Here is a 17233-nt window from a genome sequence, read left to right as displayed (position 1 = left end):
GTTTAAAATTTCAAAACCAGATTTAACATTTCTTTCAAGAACTAAAAAACATCTTTTGAATCGTATTGTTCAGAAATTGAAATATCAAAGCTTAATTCAACGTGAGATTAACTTATAAAATTATGTAAATAAGAAAGTCCATATACTAAATGACATATTGTTTTGATAGCAGATAAGTTTTTAGACTAAAGCCTAATTTCAATACTTCCGAAGCTTTGAGATTCTTCGTTTTACTTTGAAAAATCACTCAATTTAATGGCTTAAAAAGTTTAAACTTTAAACCGAACTGTCGTTAATTCATACAATTAAATAATATATTTGTCAAAAATAAAAAAATATGTTTCATTCCATTATTTGGGATCCGCCTATTGGTATTGACTTAGGTTTTTTTACGATTCGATTTTACAGCTTGATGTTTCTCGTAGCTTTTATTTCTGGATGGTATTTAATGAAAGCTATTTATAAACGCGAGGGTTTGTCAATGGATAAATTAGACAAAGTTTTGATTTATACCGTCGTTGGCACATTATTGGGTGCAAGGTTAGGTCATGTGATTTTTTATCAGCCTGAATTATTTGCCCAAGATTTTTTGTCTGTATTCTTACCGTTTCAATTTGTGCCGACTTTTAAGTTTACAGGCTTTGCGGGTTTAGCCAGTCACGGTGCGACAATAGGAATATTTATCGCCATGTATTTTTATTCAAAAAAAGTGCTTCAAAAAAATATTTTTTGGGTCTTAGATCGCATTGTTATTCCTGTTTCCTTTGGTGGCGTTTTTGTAAGAATAGGTAATTTTTTAAATTCTGAAATTATTGGTAAACCTACTCATTCTGATTATGGTGTGGTTTTTAAAAAACTCGGCGAAGATTTTGCTCGCCATCCTTCACAATTGTATGAATCTGGCTGCTATCTATTACTTTTTTTCTTTCTATACTATTTGTATTGGAAAACTAATATTTCAAAAAAAATAGGTATGCTGTTTGGGATTTTCTTTACATTATTGTGGTCTATTCGATTTATCGTTGAATTCTCAAAAGAGCCACAAGTTGCCGAACGTGCCGATTGGATGTTTAATACAGGGCAACTTTTGAGTTTACCTTTGATAGTAATTGGTATTGTGATAATGTATGTGAGTCAACTTAAAGCCAAATCTAATGAAAATATTCAAGCTTAATATTTTATTCGTTTTACTCTTAGTTTTTGCTTGTAAAAATGAAAAGCCTAAATCGGTAAAACCTATTAAAATCACCTTTGAAAAAGAAGGAGAACTCTATTTTCTGAAAAAAAATGATACGATTAAAACTATAGATATTGAGTTGGTAGAAAGTGACTACGAACAACAAACAGGTTTGATGCACAGGTCTTCTATGGAAATGAATCAAGGGATGTTGTTTGTTTATAATAACGAACGTCCTCGACCAACATTTTATATGAAAAACACCCAAATTCCTTTAGACTTGATTTATATCAATGCTGATAAACAGATTGTTGAAATCAATAAAAATGCTCAACCTTATGATGAAACTCCGATTCCTGAAGAACAACCTGCTCAATATGTATTGGAAGTCAATGCGGGATTTGTAGATGAATTTAAGATAAACGATAGCATAACCATAGATTTTAAAACTCTAAAACAATGAAAAAAATATTAGTATTTATTTGTGTTTTGTCAATACTATCTTGTGCCGAATTACAAAGTGTAGCCGATAAAGTTTTGGATGAAAATACACAGATTAGTGAATCTCAAATTGCGACAGCTTTAAAACAAGCTTTGCAAAACGGTATCGATCATCAAGTTACAAAATTGACGTCTGAAGATGGGTTTTACAAAAATGAAATGGTTAAAATTTTACTGCCCGAAGAACTTCAAAAAGTGGATAACACACTGAGAAAAGTCGGTTTGGGAAATTTAGCCGACGAGGGTTTAAAATTGATGAATCGTGCGACCGAAGATGCCGTGAATGAAGCCACACCAATATTTGTAAATGCTGTCAAGCAGATGACTTTTCAAGATGCTAAAAATATACTGATGGGTAACGACCAAGCGGCAACTCAATATCTTCAGCAAAAAACGGAAGACGAGCTTTACCAAAAATTTTATCCCCAAGTTGAGCAATCCTTAGGCAAAGTTGGGGCTGATCAAATTTGGTCAACAGCCATTAATAAATACAACACTTTACCTTTAACTGAAGACGTAGAGCCTAATTTAACTGAATATGTAACTCAACAAGCACTCGAAGGCGTGTTTACAATGATAGCAGTTGAAGAAGCCAAAATCCGAAACGACTTTAACTCAAGAACCACAGATTTACTCAAAAAAGTGTTTGCTCTTCAGGATTGATTTTAATAACCTCTAAGGCTTAGATTTAGACTTTAATAATTCATTTTGCTCTTTTATGAGCTGTTTTAAATCAGAAAGCGACTCAATATTTTTTGGCGTGATAACGGTTTTATCCTTTTCATTTTCAGATTTTTGTCGTAAACGATTCATCATTTTGACAACAATAAACATAACAAAACCAATAATAATAAAGTTTAATATAACTTCTATCAGCGTTCCATAAGCAATGCTTACCTCGTCAATGATTTTTGTGTTTTCACTGTTTGTGACAGCTTCTCTTAAAATTATTTTTTTGTTGCTAAAATTTATACCACTTGTCAATAGTGATAAAGGCGGAAGAATAATTTGTTTGACTAAAACGTCAACCACTTTATTGAAAGCCATACCGATAATGATACCGATAGCCATATCTATCATATTGCCTTTGACTGCAAATTCTTTAAATTCTTTGATGAGTTTCATGGGTTTAAAATTTAGTTTATGAGTTTAAAGTTCCCCGAATCGGTACAATCTCTTGGTATTTTTGGTATGAGTTTGAAGATTTGAGATATTTAAAAGAAATTTAAAAACTGAGGCTAAATATCGAAAAATGAAATCAAATATCAAAAATCCTAAATCAAAAATCATTGATCAGTTCTCAACCACAGATGGCTCACGTGGTTCACCAACTATATTCACATTGATGATTTTATCGGCTTTGATGAGCTTACGATGACTACTACTTGATAAATTTCGGATATACACTTTTTTGCCGTATTTATGATAACGTTCGGTGAGTTTATTCAATGCTTCAATGGCCGACATATCGGCTACTCGGCTTTCTGTGAAATCTATCATCACTTCATCAGGATCATTCTTGATATCAAACTTAGAATTGAACGCAGAAGTCGAACCAAAAAATAACAGCCCATAAATTTCATAATGTTTCACCCCATCATCATCTATATATTTACGAGCTCTGATGCGTTTAGCGTTATCCCATGCAAAAACCAAAGCCGCAATGATAACCCCGACTACAACGGCAAGTGCTAAATTATGCAAAAATACAGTAACCAAGGTAACCAAAACCATGACTACAATATCAGAAACAAGAAATTTATTAAAGGTTCGCAAACTTGCCCATTCAAAAGTTCCAACAGCTACCATAATCATCAGACCAGTTAAAGCGACCATTGGAAGTTGCTCAATTAAATTTGATCCAAATAAGACGAAGACCAATAACATAAACGGTTTTAGTGTCTATACCAAAAAGTAAAACTATGCCAAACACAACAAGAATTGCCACTAATGATGCGGGAATGACTTTAGTTAGCTTCGGTAATCCCCAAATAATAAGCATCGTTAATAAGACCAAACCTAAAATAATATAAAGCGATTCACCTGTAAGCCAATTGCCATTAGCATCTTTAAATTGATTGAGCTGTGACATAAAAATGATCACAGCCAAACCGTTTACAAATCCAAATATAACTGGGTGTGGTACTAATCGCATAAGTTTACCGAGTTTAAGTAAACCTGCTAAAAACTGAATGATTCCAGCTAATATTACAGTTGCAAAAATGTATTCCACACCATGGGTTTTGCTAAAGCTACAATGACAACAGCAATAGCACCAGTAGCACCAGAAATCATACCTGGACGACCACCAAAAATAGTAGTGACCAATCCCATCACAAAAGCAGCGTATAAACCTGTTAATGGAGATATAAGCCAACAATAAGAGCAAAAGCCACAGCTTCAGGCACCAAAGCCAAAGCTACTGTTAATCCCGACAACACTTCGGTTTTGTAGTTTACTTTCTGTTGAAAATCAAAAAGGTGTAAATATTCTCTCATAAATTGCTTAAAAATTAAGCCGGCAAAAATAAGCTTAATTTTCTAAGAAAATAACCTTAATTACTTTAGTTGAAGTTTAAAATTACGATAAACTCAAAGTCAATCAATTCTATCATAATCAAGTTTATTTTGGTATAATTTCATTAATTTCGCAAACTTTAAGAATAAAACAATATTATGGGCAAAAGCTTTCCAGAATATCAAGGCTTAAACTTGGTTGAAACCGCCGATGAAATCTTAGATTATTGGCAAAAACACGAAGTTTTTAAAAAAAGTGTTGAACAAAAGCCAGAAGATAAACCTTTTATTTTTTTTGAAGGGTATCCGTCAGCCAATGGCTTACCAGGGATTCACCACGTTATGGCAAGAACCATTAAAGATATTTTTTGCCGTTACAAAACCCAAAAAGGCTATCGCGTTGACCGAAAAGCTGGTTGGGATACACACGGCTTGCCCGTAGAATTGAGCGTAGAAAAAGAACTCGGCATTACTAAAGAAGATATTGGAAATAAGATTTCGGTAGAAGATTACAACGTCGCTTGTAAAAAAACCGTCATGCGTTACACCGATGTTTGGAACGACTTGACCAAAAAGATGGGCTATTGGGTAGATATGAACAATCCATACATCACTTACACGCCAAAATATATGGAAAGCGTTTGGTGGTTATTGGCTCAGATCTATAAAAAAGGCTTGATTTACAAAGGTTATACTATACAACCCTATTCTCCAAAAGCCGGAACAGGACTAAGCTCTCACGAACTTAACCAGCCTGGGACTTATCAAGACGTTTCTGATACTACGGTTACAGCACAGTTTAAGAGCCCGATAAAAAGCCCCCTAACCCCCGAAGGGGGAACTGCTGTTAACTCAGTTGCTAAAGCCTTCGGTTTAAAAGTCTTACCCTTTGGGGAAGATTTAGATGGGGCTTGGGCACATTTTCTCGCTTGGACAACCACACCGTGGACTTTGCCAAGTAATACGGCATTAACTGTTGGTAAAAAAATAGATTATGTTCTTGTGGCAACTTATAATCAATACACTTTTGAGCCTATTTATGTTGTTCTAGCTAAAGATCTTGTGAATAATCAATTTTCAAAAAAATACTTTGAAGTTGAAAATGCAGATGATTTAAAGAATTATACCAAAGAAGATAAAAAGATACCCTATCAAATTATTGCAAATTGTAAAGGCGAAGATTTATTAGAAATCAGGTATGAACAACTTTTGCCTTACGCCAAACCTTTCCATAACCCAGAAAACGCTTTTAGAGTTATCGCTGGAGATTTCGTTACTACTGAAGATGGAACAGGTATTGTCCACACCGCACCGACTTTTGGTGCTGACGATGCCTTGGTGGCTAAACAAGCTCAGCCTGAAGTGCCTGGACTGCTTGTAAAAGACGACAATGATAACCTCGTGCCTTTAGTCGATTTGAAAGGTAAATTTAGACCTGAAATGGGTGAATTTGCAGGGAAATATGTTAAAAATGAATATTATGAAGACGGTAAAGCTCCTGAAAAATCAGTAGATGTTGAATTGGCCATTAAACTTAAAGAAGAAAACAAAGCCTTTAAAGTTGAAAAATATGTTCACTCATATCCCAACTGCTGGCGAACAGATAAACCTATTTTATACTATCCATTAGATTCTTGGTTTATCAAAGTTACGGAGTTTAAAGACAAAATGGTAGAGCTCAACAAAACCATCAATTGGAAACCAAAGTCAACAGGTGAAGGGCGATTTGGTAATTGGTTAGCAAATGCCAATGACTGGAATTTATCGCGTTCACGTTATTGGGGGATTCCACTACCAATCTGGCGAACTGAAGATGGAAAAGAAGAAAAAATTATTGACTCTATATCAACTTTAAAACAAGAAATCAATAAATCAGTTAAAGCAGGTTTTATGTCTGAAAATCCTTTTGCAGATTTTAAAATCGATGACTTTTCAGATGAAAATTATACCGATATCGATATCCATAAAAACATTGTGGATGACATTATCTTAGTTTCAAACCAAGGTCAGCCGATGAAACGTGAAGCCGATTTGATTGATGTTTGGTTTGATTCAGGTTCAATGCCTTATGCACAATGGCATTATCCATTCGAGAAGCCCCCTAAATCCCCCGAGGGTGGACTTTCTGATTCTCCTGGATATCAGACAGCGAGAAAGTCTTCTTATCATTTATTAAAAGAAAAAGCTAAAAGCAGAAAAAATAATCCTACACAAGCTGAAGAAGTGTTATGGGAATGTTTAAAAGGAAAGAAACTCGGGGGTTATAAATTCAGAAGAGAACATGTCATTGACGAATATATCGCTGATTTTGTTTGTCTGGATAAAAAATTGATAGTAGAAGTTGATGGTGGATACCATAACGATCCAAAGATTAGAGAAAATGATGAGTTTAGAAGTAAATTCTTAAAAGAGAATTTTGGTTACAACGTCATTAGATTTACAAATGAAGAAGTGCTTGGTAAAATAGATCTTGTCATAGACAAAATCGAAGAAGCACTTATAAAATCCCCCCTTAGGGGGCAAGGGGGCTTTAGTGCCGATTTCATAGCAGAAGGCGTTGACCAAACCCGAGGCTGGTTTTACACACTTCACGCTATAGCTACTATGGTTTTTGAAGATGTGGCTTATAAAAACGTGGTTTCAAATGGATTGGTTTTAGATAAAAACGGTCAAAAGATGTCCAAACGTCTCGGCAATGCGGTTGATCCTTTTGAAACTTTAAAAACTTACGGACCAGATGCTACTCGTTGGTATATGATAAGTAATGCCAACCCTTGGGATAACTTGAAGTTTGACCTGAATGGTATTGGAGAAGTGCAACGTAAATTTTTCGGTACGCTATACAACACGTATTCGTTTTTTACTTTATATGCTAATATTGATAATTTTCAATATAAAGAAAATGATGTTCCACTTGAGCAACGCCCAGAAATAGACCGTTGGATTTTGTCAGAATTACATACCCTAATTCAAGATGTAGATGCGTTTTATGCCGATTATGAACCCACTAAAGCTACACGAGCCATATCTGATTTTGTGCAAGAAAATTTATCGAATTGGTATGTGAGATTAAGCAGAAGACGTTTTTGGAAAGGCGATTACGAGCAGGATAAAATTTCTGCCTACCAAACCCTTTTTCAATGTTTATTAGATATTTCAAAGTTAATTGCCCCTGTAGCACCATTTTTTGCCGATAGATTGTATCAAGATTTGACTTCTGTTTTAAATAAAGACGTTCCAGAAAGCGTTCACTTAGCAGATTTTCCGAAATCAAATACTGGTTTTATCAATAAATCTTTAGAGGATAAAATGCATACAGCTCAAGTCATTTCTTCTTTGGTTTTATCCTTGCGAAAAAAAGAGAAAATAAAAGTCAGACAGCCTTTGCAACGCATAATGATACCTGTTTTAGACCAAGATTTTAAAGCTGATGTCGAAGCTGTTGCTGACTTGATCAAGTCTGAAGTCAATGTCAAAACCATCGAATTTATTGATGATACTTCTGATTTATTAATTAAAAGCGTGAAGCCAAACTTCAAGGTTTTATACCCAAAATTTGGAAAGAATATGAAATTTGCGGTTAAAGCTATAAATAAATTTACAAAAGCTGATATTGCTAAAATTGAAAAAGACGGCCAAATAGAAGTTGAAATAAATGGCAAACCTGAAGTGCTAAGCATTGATGAAGTTGAAATTACTTCTGAAGATATTGAAGGTTGGTTAGTGGCTTCTCAAAACAACATTACAGTAGCTTTAGATATTCATATTGATGACAAGCTTAAAAATGAAGGCATTGCCAGAGAACTGGTCAACAGAATTCAAAATTTGCGTAAAGATTCTGATTTGAATGTTACTGACCATATTGAAATCAGCATACAAAAAGATAACAATATCGTAAAAGCTGTGGAAGAAAATTTAACGTATATCAAGAGAGAAACTTTAACTAAAAACATTACTTTCGCAAACCAAATCGAAAACGGTAGAGAAATTGAATTTGATGATGTACATACCGTTATAACTTTAAAAAAGATATAAGAATGACAACAACAACAACAACAACAACAAAACAACCCGAACGGTATTCAGATGCTGAACTATTAGAGTTTAAAGAACTGATAGAAAACAAAATAAAAAACGCCGAAAAGCAACTCAATATTTATATTGATGCTTACAAAAATGGCAGTGCAAATGATACAGAAGATACCGCACCAACTTTTAAATCTTTTGACGACGGCAGTAATACGCTAAGTAAAGAAGCTAACTCGCAATTGGCTATTCGTCAAGAAAAATTTATCAGAGATTTAAAAAATGCTTTAGTAAGAATAGAAAATAAATCTTATGGTATTTGCCGTGTGACAGGAAAATTAATCCAGAAAGAAAGATTAAAATTAGTTCCACACGCAACGCTCAGCATCGAAGCTAAAAACCGTCAGAATTAAAGCCTGACCCTGAAATAAATTCAGGGTGACAGTAGTTTTCTACTGTCATGCTGAACTCGTTTCAATATGTCATGCTGAACTCGTTTCAATATGTCATGCTGAACTTGTTTCAGCATCTCTCCATCCACATCCTGCTGAACTCGTTTCAGTATCACGACACCTAAATCCAAACCCACATGTCATGCTGAACTTGTTTCAGTATCACGACACCTAAATCCAAACCCACATGTCATGCTGAACTTGTTTCAGTATCACGACACCTAAATCCAAACCCACATGTCATGCTGAACTTGTTTCAGTATCACGACACCTAAATCCAAACCCACATGTCATGCTGAACTTGTTTCAGCATCTTTTATTACCTTTGCTTAAATCATAATTTTCATCATAAGTGCCTAAGCGACTTATACATAGGTATTGGGTATATATCATAACAAACAAGCCCAAAGGGACGCTATATATTGGCGTTACAGGAGGTATTGACGATAGAATGGAAAGACATGTAGCTGGTAAAGGTTCTAAGTTTCTTGCAAGGTATAACCTGAATAAATTAGTGCATTTAGAAGAATTTCAATATGTCAATGACGCAATAAAACGTGAAAAGCAATTAAAACGCTGGCATAGGCAGTGGAAAATTAATTTGATTGAAAGCACCAATCCAGAATGGAAAGATTTGTGGAAACCTTTAGACCAAGACCAAGACCAAGACCCTGAAATAAATTCAGGGTGACAGTAGTACTGTCATGCTGAACTCGTTTCAGTATGTCATGCTGAACTCATTTCAGTATGTCATGCTGAACTCGTTTCAATATGTCCTGCTGAACTCGTTTCAGTATGTCATGCTGAACTTGTTTCAGTATGTCATGCTGAACTCGTTTCAGCATCTCTCCATCCACGTCCTGCTGAACTTGTTTCAGTATCACGACACCTAAATCCAAAGCCACATGTCATGCTGAACTCGTTTCAGTATCACGACACCTAAATCCAAACCCACATGTCATGCTGAACTTGTTTCAGCACAAGTAAACATCAAAACAGCGACTGCGTAACCGCAAGTCCCATACCAATCAATATACTAATAAACTTCTTAAAGTTAAACTGGTGATCTTTAGAGGTTTCAAACAAAATGGTAGAGGCAATGTGGAGTAGGATTCCTACCACAACGGCTTCAACCCAAATTTTTACTTGACCCAATTCGTTTTCAAAAATGATATGAACAAGACTACCGAGAGGTGTCATCAAAGAAAACAGAGTTAAAAAAACAATCAATTTGGTTTTTGATAAATCAGAATTCAATAAAAAACTACTCACAATAATGGCAACAGGTATTTTATGAACCAAAATGCCAATTAATAAATCTGGATGCGTATGTGTTGGAAAACCTTCAAAAAAAGAGTGAATAGATAAACTTATAAAAAGCAATATTGGAAATGTATTCTCTTTTGGTTGGAAATGTACATGACCATGCTCTGCACCTTTGGAAAAAAACTCTAAAACCAATTGCAATACTATTCCAAATAAAATAAAAAAACCTATTATGCCTTCTTGCTGATAGTAAATTTCGGGTAAAAGACTTACCACAGTAACTGATAGTAAAAATCCACCGCTAAAGGCAAGTAGTAGATCGAGATATTTTGAATGGGCTTTGATTTTTAAAGCTATCAAAAATCCTAAAAATACAGCAATAATAGGAAGGTACAAACTCATCATTGATTAAAAACCAAAATTAAACGTTCTGAAGTTTCAGCATCAAAATCTTCTAAATTATAATTCCCAAACACATGTTTGATATTCAAATTAGCGACTTTAAAATAAGATTTAAACAGCTTTAGATCAATACATTTTAATCGCTCAGTGTAATCGTGCTTTTGATTGTCAACTTCAAATTGTATGTGTTTAAGAATATAGCCTTTGTCAATCCATTTATGAATTTTAAAATCAATGCCATCAATGGTTTTGGCATCATATTTTTTTAAATGTTTTAAAGTATGATGCACATTCAAAAAATCTATAACACCGAAGGCATCAGGCTTCATATTAGCTTTCATAGCTTTTATGGCGTTGATGTTGTAATCGTCTTTTTCAAAATAACCAAAACTTGTAAAGAGATTAAATACCGCATCATAAGTTTTTCCCATAGGTTGGCACATATCATGGCGTTCAAAATGCAAACCATCGGTTTCAAACTTTTTTGCATAATCTATGTTGTTTTGAGACAAGTCAATCCCTGTAACTCGATAGCCTATTTTATTCAAATAAATGGAGTGACGTCCACGTCCACAAGCCACATCTAAAATATGAGATTGTGGTTTTAGTTTGAGAAAATCAGTCAGTTGAAGCATAAAGTTTTGAGCTTCTTTGTCGTCTCTGTTTTTATATAAAATATGATAATACGGTGTGTCGAACCATGTCGCATACCATTTAGACTCTGTTTGTTTCATAGACTACAAAATTAGCCTATTTTTGTTTCGTAAAATAAAATTATGAGCAATAACTTTAAAATGTTGGCAACAACCCTTTTTGGATTTGAGCCTTTACTCGAACGAGAACTCTTGAAACTCGGTGCCATGGATATTAAACCTGGCATAAGAAATGTAAGTTTTGTGGGAGACAAGGGTTTTATGTATAAAGCAGATCTCAGTTTGAGAACAGCCTTGAGCATTTTAAAGCCAATAAAATCTTTTAAATTTCACACCGAAGACGAATTTTATCACAGATTGTATGAATTCAATTGGTCAACTGTTATGGCGGTTGACAAAACTTTTATGGTGTCTGCTACGACTCATCAGTCAATATTTAACAACTCACAGTTTGTAGGCTTGCGTACTAAAGATGCTATTGTAGATTTTTTTAGAAATAAAACTGGAAAACGCCCTGATGTTTCTACTGATAATCCACAGATGATTTTTAATGTGCACATCAACAAAAATACTTGTACTCTTAGCTTAGATAGCTCAGGCGATAAATTGTTTAAACGCGGTTATCGAACAGCGACAAATATAGCCCCAATAAATGAAGTTTTGGCTGCTGGATTATTGTTGCATTCGGGTTGGGACGGTCAATCTGATTTTATGGATCCTATGTGTGGTAGCGGTACTATTTTGATTGAAGCCGCAATGATAGCTTGCCAAATTCCACCAAATCTTAATCGGAGAAGCTTTGGATTTATGCATTGGCAAGATTGGGATGAAGATTTGTATGAAGTGATTATGAATTCGGTTTTAAAAAAAATCAGACCGTTTCATTTTAAAATTAAAGGGATTGATAAAGCACCTTCTGCTGTGAGAAAAGCCCAAGATAATGTTGATAAAGCCAACTTGAGTGAGTTTATCAGCATTCATCACGATGACTTTTTTTCAACTTCAAAAGGAGGTGAACGGTCTTTGCATATGTTGTTCAATCCTCCGTACGGCAACCGATTAGATGTCAACCCTGAGTTGTTTTACAAAACTTTAGGGCAAGTTCTAAGAGAAAATTACAAAAACACAAAGGTGTGTTTTATCACTACAGATGAAGATGCACCTCGGTATTTGAATCTTAAAGGCTCAAAACCTATCAAAGTTTTTAATGGCGGAATAGAGGCGAAGTTGTATCAATTTTTGGTGTATTGATGTTTGTATTTCAAGTGAGTTTGAGTTAATCTTATATTGTCTTCAAGTTGATTGATTTTTTGAAGTCATATGATGAATCCCTAAAAATCTGAGTATCGAAATTAGAATCTATATTGAAATTATACTTGTCATTGATGTGGTTTCAATTTAACTTTTTTTACCCGATTTCAGGTTATTTAAACATTTCAACCGACCATATTTCCTCTGTTGAAGTGTTTGGTTTTAGAATTTTCAACCCTTTTTTATGATTAAAACTATCTGAAAATCCTGTCATGGGTTCCAAAGCTATTTTGCTTTCATTTGGCGGAGTATAGATTTGAAAAAATTTTAAATCTGAAGACGTTTTAATATAAATTTTATGACTTCCATTATCAAATTCAATTTTGTTATTGTTTAAAATAAAACAATCATCAAGTTGTTTGTTTTTAAGAAAAAAAGGTTGTTCTATTTTTTGCTCTAAAATTTTTGTAGGTATCATTTTACTGTCAGTCAATACAATTTGATTAGAATTAAATTTTAATAGAGCTTTATCAAAATTTTTTATACAAAAATATGGATGCCAACCTAAAGTAAAAGGCAAATCTGTAGATCCTGTATTTTTAATATTGACTTTTAACAAAAGTCTGTGTTTTGATAATGTGTAAGTTAGCATAATTTTAAAAGAAAAAGGATAAGCCTTGGGAGGATGATTTTCTATATATTCCAGTTGGGCTTCTACTGTTTTATCAGTTGTTTTTGTGTTGACTAATTCAAACTTTTTGTTAAAAACCAATCCATGAATAGCATTGTTTTTATCAATCTCATTACAAGTCAAATTATAAGTAGTATGATTAAAACTATAAACCCCGTTTTTTATTCTATTAGCAAACGGAAACAAAATAGCCGATGCAAAACTTTGCTCGTAAGTATTGTTTTTTAAATCACTGATTATCTGTTTGTTATCAAAAATTAAAGATTTAAGTCTTCCACCTTCATTATCTAAACTTATAACGGCTTTGTGGTTATGAGCGTGAATCAACTCTATTAATCTGTCATTTTTTTCTATTCGATTCAATGCTACGAATTTTATGGTTAATTGTTTTTCCTTAAAAGGCTATATTTTTATAACTCAAAATGTAAATATAATATTAATTAAATTTAAGTTTCACTTCTTCGATAAAGGTTAGTTTATATAATAATAAAATGTCAATAAACAGCTTGTTTATCAATTATATTTTAATAATTATTTAGTATAAAAACCCTTTTATTGAATATCCTATATTTTTAAATTTTGTATATTTGTTGTAATATTTTATGTTATGGAGAATACTTTACAACAAGATAGTTCATTATCATTTGAAGACTTTCAAAAACAAGTTTTAGAAGATTATAAAATTGCTGTAACCAGTAGAGAATGCAGTCTATTAGGGCGAAGAGAGGTGCTTACAGGCAAAGCTAAATTTGGGATTTTTGGCGATGGCAAAGAAGTACCACAAATTGCTTGGGCTAAGGCTTTCAAAAACGGAGATTGGCGCTCAGGTTATTATCGCGACCAAACTTTTATGATGGTCATTGGAGACTTGACTATCCAAGAGTTTTTTGCTGGTTTGTATGCCAATACAGATATCAAACAAGAGCCTATGTCTGGTGGACGGCAAATGGGCGGTCATTTTATGAGTCACAGTTTAGATGAAAATGGTGCATGGAAAAACCTTACAAAACAAAAAAATTCAAGCCCTGATATTTCACCAACTGCTGGACAAATGCCACGATTGCTTGGGTTGGCTCAAGCCTCTCAAGTCTATCGTGCCGTAAAAAACATAAATGCTGATAAATTTTCAGTTAAAGGCAACGAAATTGCTTGGGGAACCATTGGAAATGCCAGTACCAGCGAAGGCTTATTTTGGGAAACTTTTAATGCCGCTGGCGTGATGCAAGTGCCAATGGTCATAAGTGTTTGGGATGACGATTATGGAATTTCTGTGCATGCCAAACATCAAACCACTAAAGAAAATATCTCTGAAATTCTCAAAGGTTTTCAAAAAGAAGAAGATACCAATGGCTATGAAATTTTAGTGGTTAAAGGTTGGGATTATGTAGAATTGATTGAGACTTATCAAAAAGCCGAAACCATAGCCAGAGAACAGCATGTCCCTGTTCTAATTCATGTCGTTGAATTAACTCAACCTCAAGGGCATTCTACTTCGGGTTCACACGAACGTTATAAGTCTGAAGAACGATTGAAATGGGAGCGTGAATACGATTGTAATGCCCAAATGAGACAATGGATGATTTCAAATGGCATCGCTACTGAAGAGGATTTGAATGAGCTAGAAAAAGATATCAAAAGCGAAGTCAGAAAAGGTAAACAAGCCGCATGGAAAGCTTTTGGCGAAAGAGCAAAAACAGCAAGCCAAGAACTGATATCTATTCTAAATAAGGTTGTAAAATCCTCTGAAAATTCTTCATTTATAAAACCTATCATAGACAAATTAAAATCTAATGACGAACCTTTAAAATCTATTGTAATCGCTTCAGCAAGAAAAGTTTTACGATATATAAGACACGAGCAGTTTCAAGCTAAAGATGAGCTTATCCAATGGATTGAAAACTTTTCTAATGAAGTTAAACCCGATTACAGTAGCCACTTATATAGTCAGTCTCAATGGAGAGCAACTAATATTGAAGCAATCACACCTGAATATGACGATGATGCCAAAGAAGTTGATGGAAGAATAATTTTACGAGATAATTTTGATAAAATATTTGAAACCATTCCAGAAGCTTTGGTTTTTGGTGAAGATTCTGGAGAAATTGGCGATGTCAATCAAGGTCTTGAAGGACTTCAAAAAAAATACGGAAAAATTCGTGTTTCTGATACAGGCATCCGCGAAGCTACTATTTTGGGTCAAGGTATTGGTCTGGCATTGAGAGGTTTACGTCCCATTGCTGAAATTCAATATTTAGATTATTTGCTCTACGCCATACAAACTATGAGTGATGATTTAGCAACCATCCATTATCGCTCTAAAGGCAAACAAAAAGCACCATTGATTGTAAGAACACGCGGTCATCGCTTAGAAGGAATTTGGCACAGTGGTTCGCCAATGGGCGGTATTTTGAACCTTGTCAGAGGTATAAACGTTCTCGTGCCTCGAAATATGACACAAGCTTCTGGATTTTACAACACCATTTTAGAAAGCGATGAACCTGCTTTAATTATAGAATGCCTGAATGGTTACCGACTTAAAGAAAAAATGCCAACAAACCTCGGTGAATTTAAAACCCCTGTTGGCGTTGTAGAAACATTAAAAGAAGGACAAGACATCACTTTAGTATCTTATGGCTCAACGCTCAGACTTGTGCAACAAGTCGCTAAAGAATTACAAGAAGTTGACATTGATGCTGAAATAATTGATGTGCAATCCTTGTTACCGTTTGACTTAAACCACGACATCGTGAAAAGTGTTCAAAAAACTAATCGTTTATTGGTCATTGACGAAGATGTTCCAGGTGGTGCATCATCTTACATTTTGCAAAATATTATTGAAAAACAAAACGCATATCGCTACTTAGATAGTCAACCACAAACATTAACATCTTACGCTCATCGCCCAGCTTATGGCACAGATGGCGACTATTTTTCAAAACCTTCAACTGAAGATATTTTTGAAAAAGTTTACGCCATAATGCATGAGTTTAAACCTGAAAAATACCCTGAACTGTATTAAATAATTATAAATTGAAACCCGATAAAAAAGCGTCACATCAAGTGATATAGACGGTAAGGTCGGTATTGTATCAAGATGTTGGCATAACACCTTTTATAACCCAAATTCAATATTTAAATGCCTGACTACTTTTCTTCAAACTTTAAACTCGGTATCCTTGGTGGCGGTCAACTTGGCAAAATGTTATTGTATGAAACGCGAAAATTTGATATCCAAACCAAAGTATTAGACCCAAGCAGTGAAGCACCTTGTAAAATAGCTTGCAACGAATTTGTTGTAGGTGATTTGATGAATTATGATACGGTTTTAAATTTCGCAAAAGATGTTGATGTTTTAACCATTGAAATAGAAAATGTAAATGTTGATGCTTTAGAAACGCTTGAAAATCAAGGCAAAAAAGTTTATCCATCAGCTAAAACTTTGAAATTAATTCGAGATAAAGGCATTCAAAAAGAATTTTATCAGCAAAATAAAATCCCAACTTCACCTTTTAAATGCTATCAAACTCAATCTGAAATTGAAGAAGATTACAAAAATGATAAGTTTCAATTACCAATCGTTTGGAAAAGCCGTACTGGTGGTTATGACGGTCGAGGCGTGAGTATTTTAAAAAATAGAGAAGACATCAAAGCTTTGCCCGACACACCTTGTTTGTTAGAGCAAAAAATCAATTTTAAAAATGAATTAGCAGTCATTGTTGCACGCTCAGTAAGCGGTGAAATCAAAACTTATCCAGTAGTTGAAATGGAATTTCATCCAACGGCTAATCAAGTAGAGTATGTGATTTGCCCTGCAAGAATAAGTGATGAGGTTTCAAATCAAGCTCAGGAAGTTGCGAGGAAAGTTTCTAATGCTTTTCAACACGTAGGTTTGCTGTCGGTTGAATTATTTCAAACTCAAGAGGATAAAATTTTAGTTAACGAAGTTGCACCACGACCGCATAATTCAGGACATTATAGTATTGAAGGTGCTTATACCAATCAATTTGAGCAACATCTTAGAGCTATTTTAGACTTGCCACTCGGAAATACCGACTCTAAAGTTGGAGCGGTTATGGTCAATCTTGTAGGCGATGAAAACCATGAAGGTGATGTTTATTATAAAAATATCGACAAGATTTTAGCATTAAAAGGCGTCGTTCCACACATTTACGGTAAAACTCAAACCCGACCATTTCGCAAAATGGGGCATATCACTATAGTTGATAAAGATATAGATGTGGCTCGTCAAATGGCAGAACAGGTTAAAAATTGGATAAAAGTGATTTCTAAAGATTAAA

General features: G+C 34.2%; 13 protein-coding genes and 1 pseudogene. 9 read left to right on the top strand and 5 right to left on the bottom strand.

Features of this window, described 5'->3' with window-relative positions; genetic code table 11:
• Nucleotides 1-337 precede the first annotated feature (337 nt).
• The 3 genes from lgt to IGB25_RS04950 are packed head-to-tail and all read left to right on the top strand — an operon-like array spanning nucleotide 338 to nucleotide 2341.
• On the top strand, nucleotides 338-1174 hold the full coding sequence (lgt, locus tag IGB25_RS04960; RefSeq protein WP_211066420.1) for a prolipoprotein diacylglyceryl transferase: 837 nt from the start codon (nucleotides 338-340) through the stop codon (nucleotides 1172-1174).
• On the top strand, nucleotides 1155-1640 hold the full coding sequence (locus IGB25_RS04955; protein ID WP_211066419.1) for a DUF192 domain-containing protein: 486 nt from the start codon (nucleotides 1155-1157) through the stop codon (nucleotides 1638-1640). Before lgt ends, IGB25_RS04955 begins: the two co-directional genes overlap by 20 nt.
• A complete protein-coding gene (locus IGB25_RS04950) occupies nucleotides 1637-2341 on the top strand; it encodes a DUF4197 domain-containing protein (RefSeq protein ID WP_211066418.1) in 705 nt (234 codons plus the stop codon). The genes IGB25_RS04955 and IGB25_RS04950 overlap by 4 nt, the downstream gene beginning before the upstream one ends.
• Nucleotides 2342-2353: 12 nt before the next feature.
• Here IGB25_RS04950 and mscL read toward each other — a convergent pair whose 3' ends face one another.
• Both mscL and IGB25_RS04940 read right to left on the bottom strand, forming a co-directional pair.
• Nucleotides 2354-2803: a large conductance mechanosensitive channel protein MscL gene (gene mscL, locus IGB25_RS04945; RefSeq protein WP_211066417.1), complete on the bottom strand. Its 450-nt coding sequence runs from the start codon at nucleotides 2801-2803 to the stop codon at nucleotides 2354-2356.
• 168 nt (nucleotides 2804-2971) lie between these two features.
• A pseudogene (locus IGB25_RS04940) lies at nucleotides 2972-4176 on the bottom strand (SulP family inorganic anion transporter).
• Between the two features lie 177 nt (nucleotides 4177-4353).
• On the opposite strand from IGB25_RS04940, the gene IGB25_RS04935 reads away from it, so the two are divergent.
• The 3 genes from IGB25_RS04935 (at nucleotide 4354) to IGB25_RS04925 (ending at nucleotide 9363) form a co-directional block, all read left to right on the top strand.
• A complete protein-coding gene (locus IGB25_RS04935) occupies nucleotides 4354-8229 on the top strand; it encodes a class I tRNA ligase family protein (protein WP_211066416.1) in 3876 nt (1291 codons plus the stop codon).
• Nucleotides 8230-8231: 2 nt separating this feature from the next.
• The gene (locus IGB25_RS04930; RefSeq protein ID WP_211066415.1) at nucleotides 8232-8633 is read left to right on the top strand and encodes a TraR/DksA C4-type zinc finger protein; all 402 of its coding nucleotides are present in this window, start codon (nucleotides 8232-8234) and stop codon (nucleotides 8631-8633) included.
• A 391-nt stretch (nucleotides 8634-9024) separates the two neighbouring features.
• On the top strand, nucleotides 9025-9363 hold the full coding sequence (locus tag IGB25_RS04925; protein WP_211066414.1) for a GIY-YIG nuclease family protein: 339 nt from the start codon (nucleotides 9025-9027) through the stop codon (nucleotides 9361-9363).
• 299 nt (nucleotides 9364-9662) lie between these two features.
• Here the strand turns inward: IGB25_RS04925 and IGB25_RS04920 are convergent, their stop codons facing one another.
• Both IGB25_RS04920 and IGB25_RS04915 read right to left on the bottom strand, forming a co-directional pair.
• Nucleotides 9663-10343, bottom strand: a complete 681-nt coding sequence (locus IGB25_RS04920; protein WP_247653624.1) for a ZIP family metal transporter — start codon at nucleotides 10341-10343, stop codon at nucleotides 9663-9665.
• On the bottom strand, nucleotides 10340-11074 hold the full coding sequence (locus IGB25_RS04915; protein WP_211066413.1) for a cyclopropane-fatty-acyl-phospholipid synthase family protein: 735 nt from the start codon (nucleotides 11072-11074) through the stop codon (nucleotides 10340-10342). The genes IGB25_RS04920 and IGB25_RS04915 overlap by 4 nt, the downstream gene beginning before the upstream one ends.
• A gap of 42 nt (nucleotides 11075-11116) precedes the next feature.
• Here IGB25_RS04915 and IGB25_RS04910 point away from each other — a divergent pair, with 42 nt between their 5' ends.
• Nucleotides 11117-12244 (top strand): class I SAM-dependent RNA methyltransferase, encoded by a 1128-nt coding sequence (locus IGB25_RS04910; protein ID WP_211066412.1) that lies wholly within the window; start codon nucleotides 11117-11119, stop codon nucleotides 12242-12244.
• Between the two features lie 172 nt (nucleotides 12245-12416).
• Here the strand turns inward: IGB25_RS04910 and IGB25_RS04905 are convergent, their stop codons facing one another.
• Nucleotides 12417-13298, bottom strand: a complete 882-nt coding sequence (locus IGB25_RS04905; protein ID WP_211066411.1) for an aldose 1-epimerase — start codon at nucleotides 13296-13298, stop codon at nucleotides 12417-12419.
• Between the two features lie 244 nt (nucleotides 13299-13542).
• Here IGB25_RS04905 and IGB25_RS04900 point away from each other — a divergent pair, with 244 nt between their 5' ends.
• Nucleotides 13543-15954, top strand: a complete 2412-nt coding sequence (locus IGB25_RS04900) for a thiamine pyrophosphate-dependent enzyme (RefSeq protein ID WP_211066410.1) — start codon at nucleotides 13543-13545, stop codon at nucleotides 15952-15954.
• 117 nt (nucleotides 15955-16071) lie between these two features.
• On the top strand, nucleotides 16072-17232 hold the full coding sequence (locus tag IGB25_RS04895) for a 5-(carboxyamino)imidazole ribonucleotide synthase (RefSeq protein WP_211066409.1): 1161 nt from the start codon (nucleotides 16072-16074) through the stop codon (nucleotides 17230-17232).
• Nucleotide 17233: the final 1 nt, after the last annotated feature.

The organism is Flavobacterium sp. CS20 (assembly GCF_018080005.1).
Lineage (GTDB): Bacteria > Bacteroidota > Bacteroidia > Flavobacteriales > Flavobacteriaceae > Psychroflexus.
The sequence above is the reverse complement of the archived record's forward strand: the minus strand, read 5'-3'. Positions and strand labels throughout refer to the sequence as shown.

Bases quoted from the DNA above. Each gene is read 5' to 3' on its own strand.
- lgt (WP_211066420.1), top strand. From the start codon at position 338: ATGTTTCATTCCATTATTTGGGATCCGCCTATTGGTATTGACTTAGGT.
- IGB25_RS04955 (WP_211066419.1), top strand. From the start codon at position 1,155: ATGAAAATATTCAAGCTTAATATTTTATTCGTTTTACTCTTAGTTTTT.
- IGB25_RS04950 (WP_211066418.1), top strand. From the start codon at position 1,637: ATGAAAAAAATATTAGTATTTATTTGTGTTTTGTCAATACTATCTTGT.
- mscL (WP_211066417.1), bottom strand. From the start codon at position 2,803: ATGAAACTCATCAAAGAATTTAAAGAATTTGCAGTCAAAGGCAATATG.
- IGB25_RS04935 (WP_211066416.1), top strand. From the start codon at position 4,354: ATGGGCAAAAGCTTTCCAGAATATCAAGGCTTAAACTTGGTTGAAACC.
- IGB25_RS04930 (WP_211066415.1), top strand. From the start codon at position 8,232: ATGACAACAACAACAACAACAACAACAAAACAACCCGAACGGTATTCA.
- IGB25_RS04920 (WP_247653624.1), bottom strand. From the start codon at position 10,343: ATGATGAGTTTGTACCTTCCTATTATTGCTGTATTTTTAGGATTTTTG.
- IGB25_RS04915 (WP_211066413.1), bottom strand. From the start codon at position 11,074: ATGAAACAAACAGAGTCTAAATGGTATGCGACATGGTTCGACACACCG.
- IGB25_RS04910 (WP_211066412.1), top strand. From the start codon at position 11,117: ATGAGCAATAACTTTAAAATGTTGGCAACAACCCTTTTTGGATTTGAG.
- IGB25_RS04900 (WP_211066410.1), top strand. From the start codon at position 13,543: ATGGAGAATACTTTACAACAAGATAGTTCATTATCATTTGAAGACTTT.
- IGB25_RS04895 (WP_211066409.1), top strand. From the start codon at position 16,072: ATGCCTGACTACTTTTCTTCAAACTTTAAACTCGGTATCCTTGGTGGC.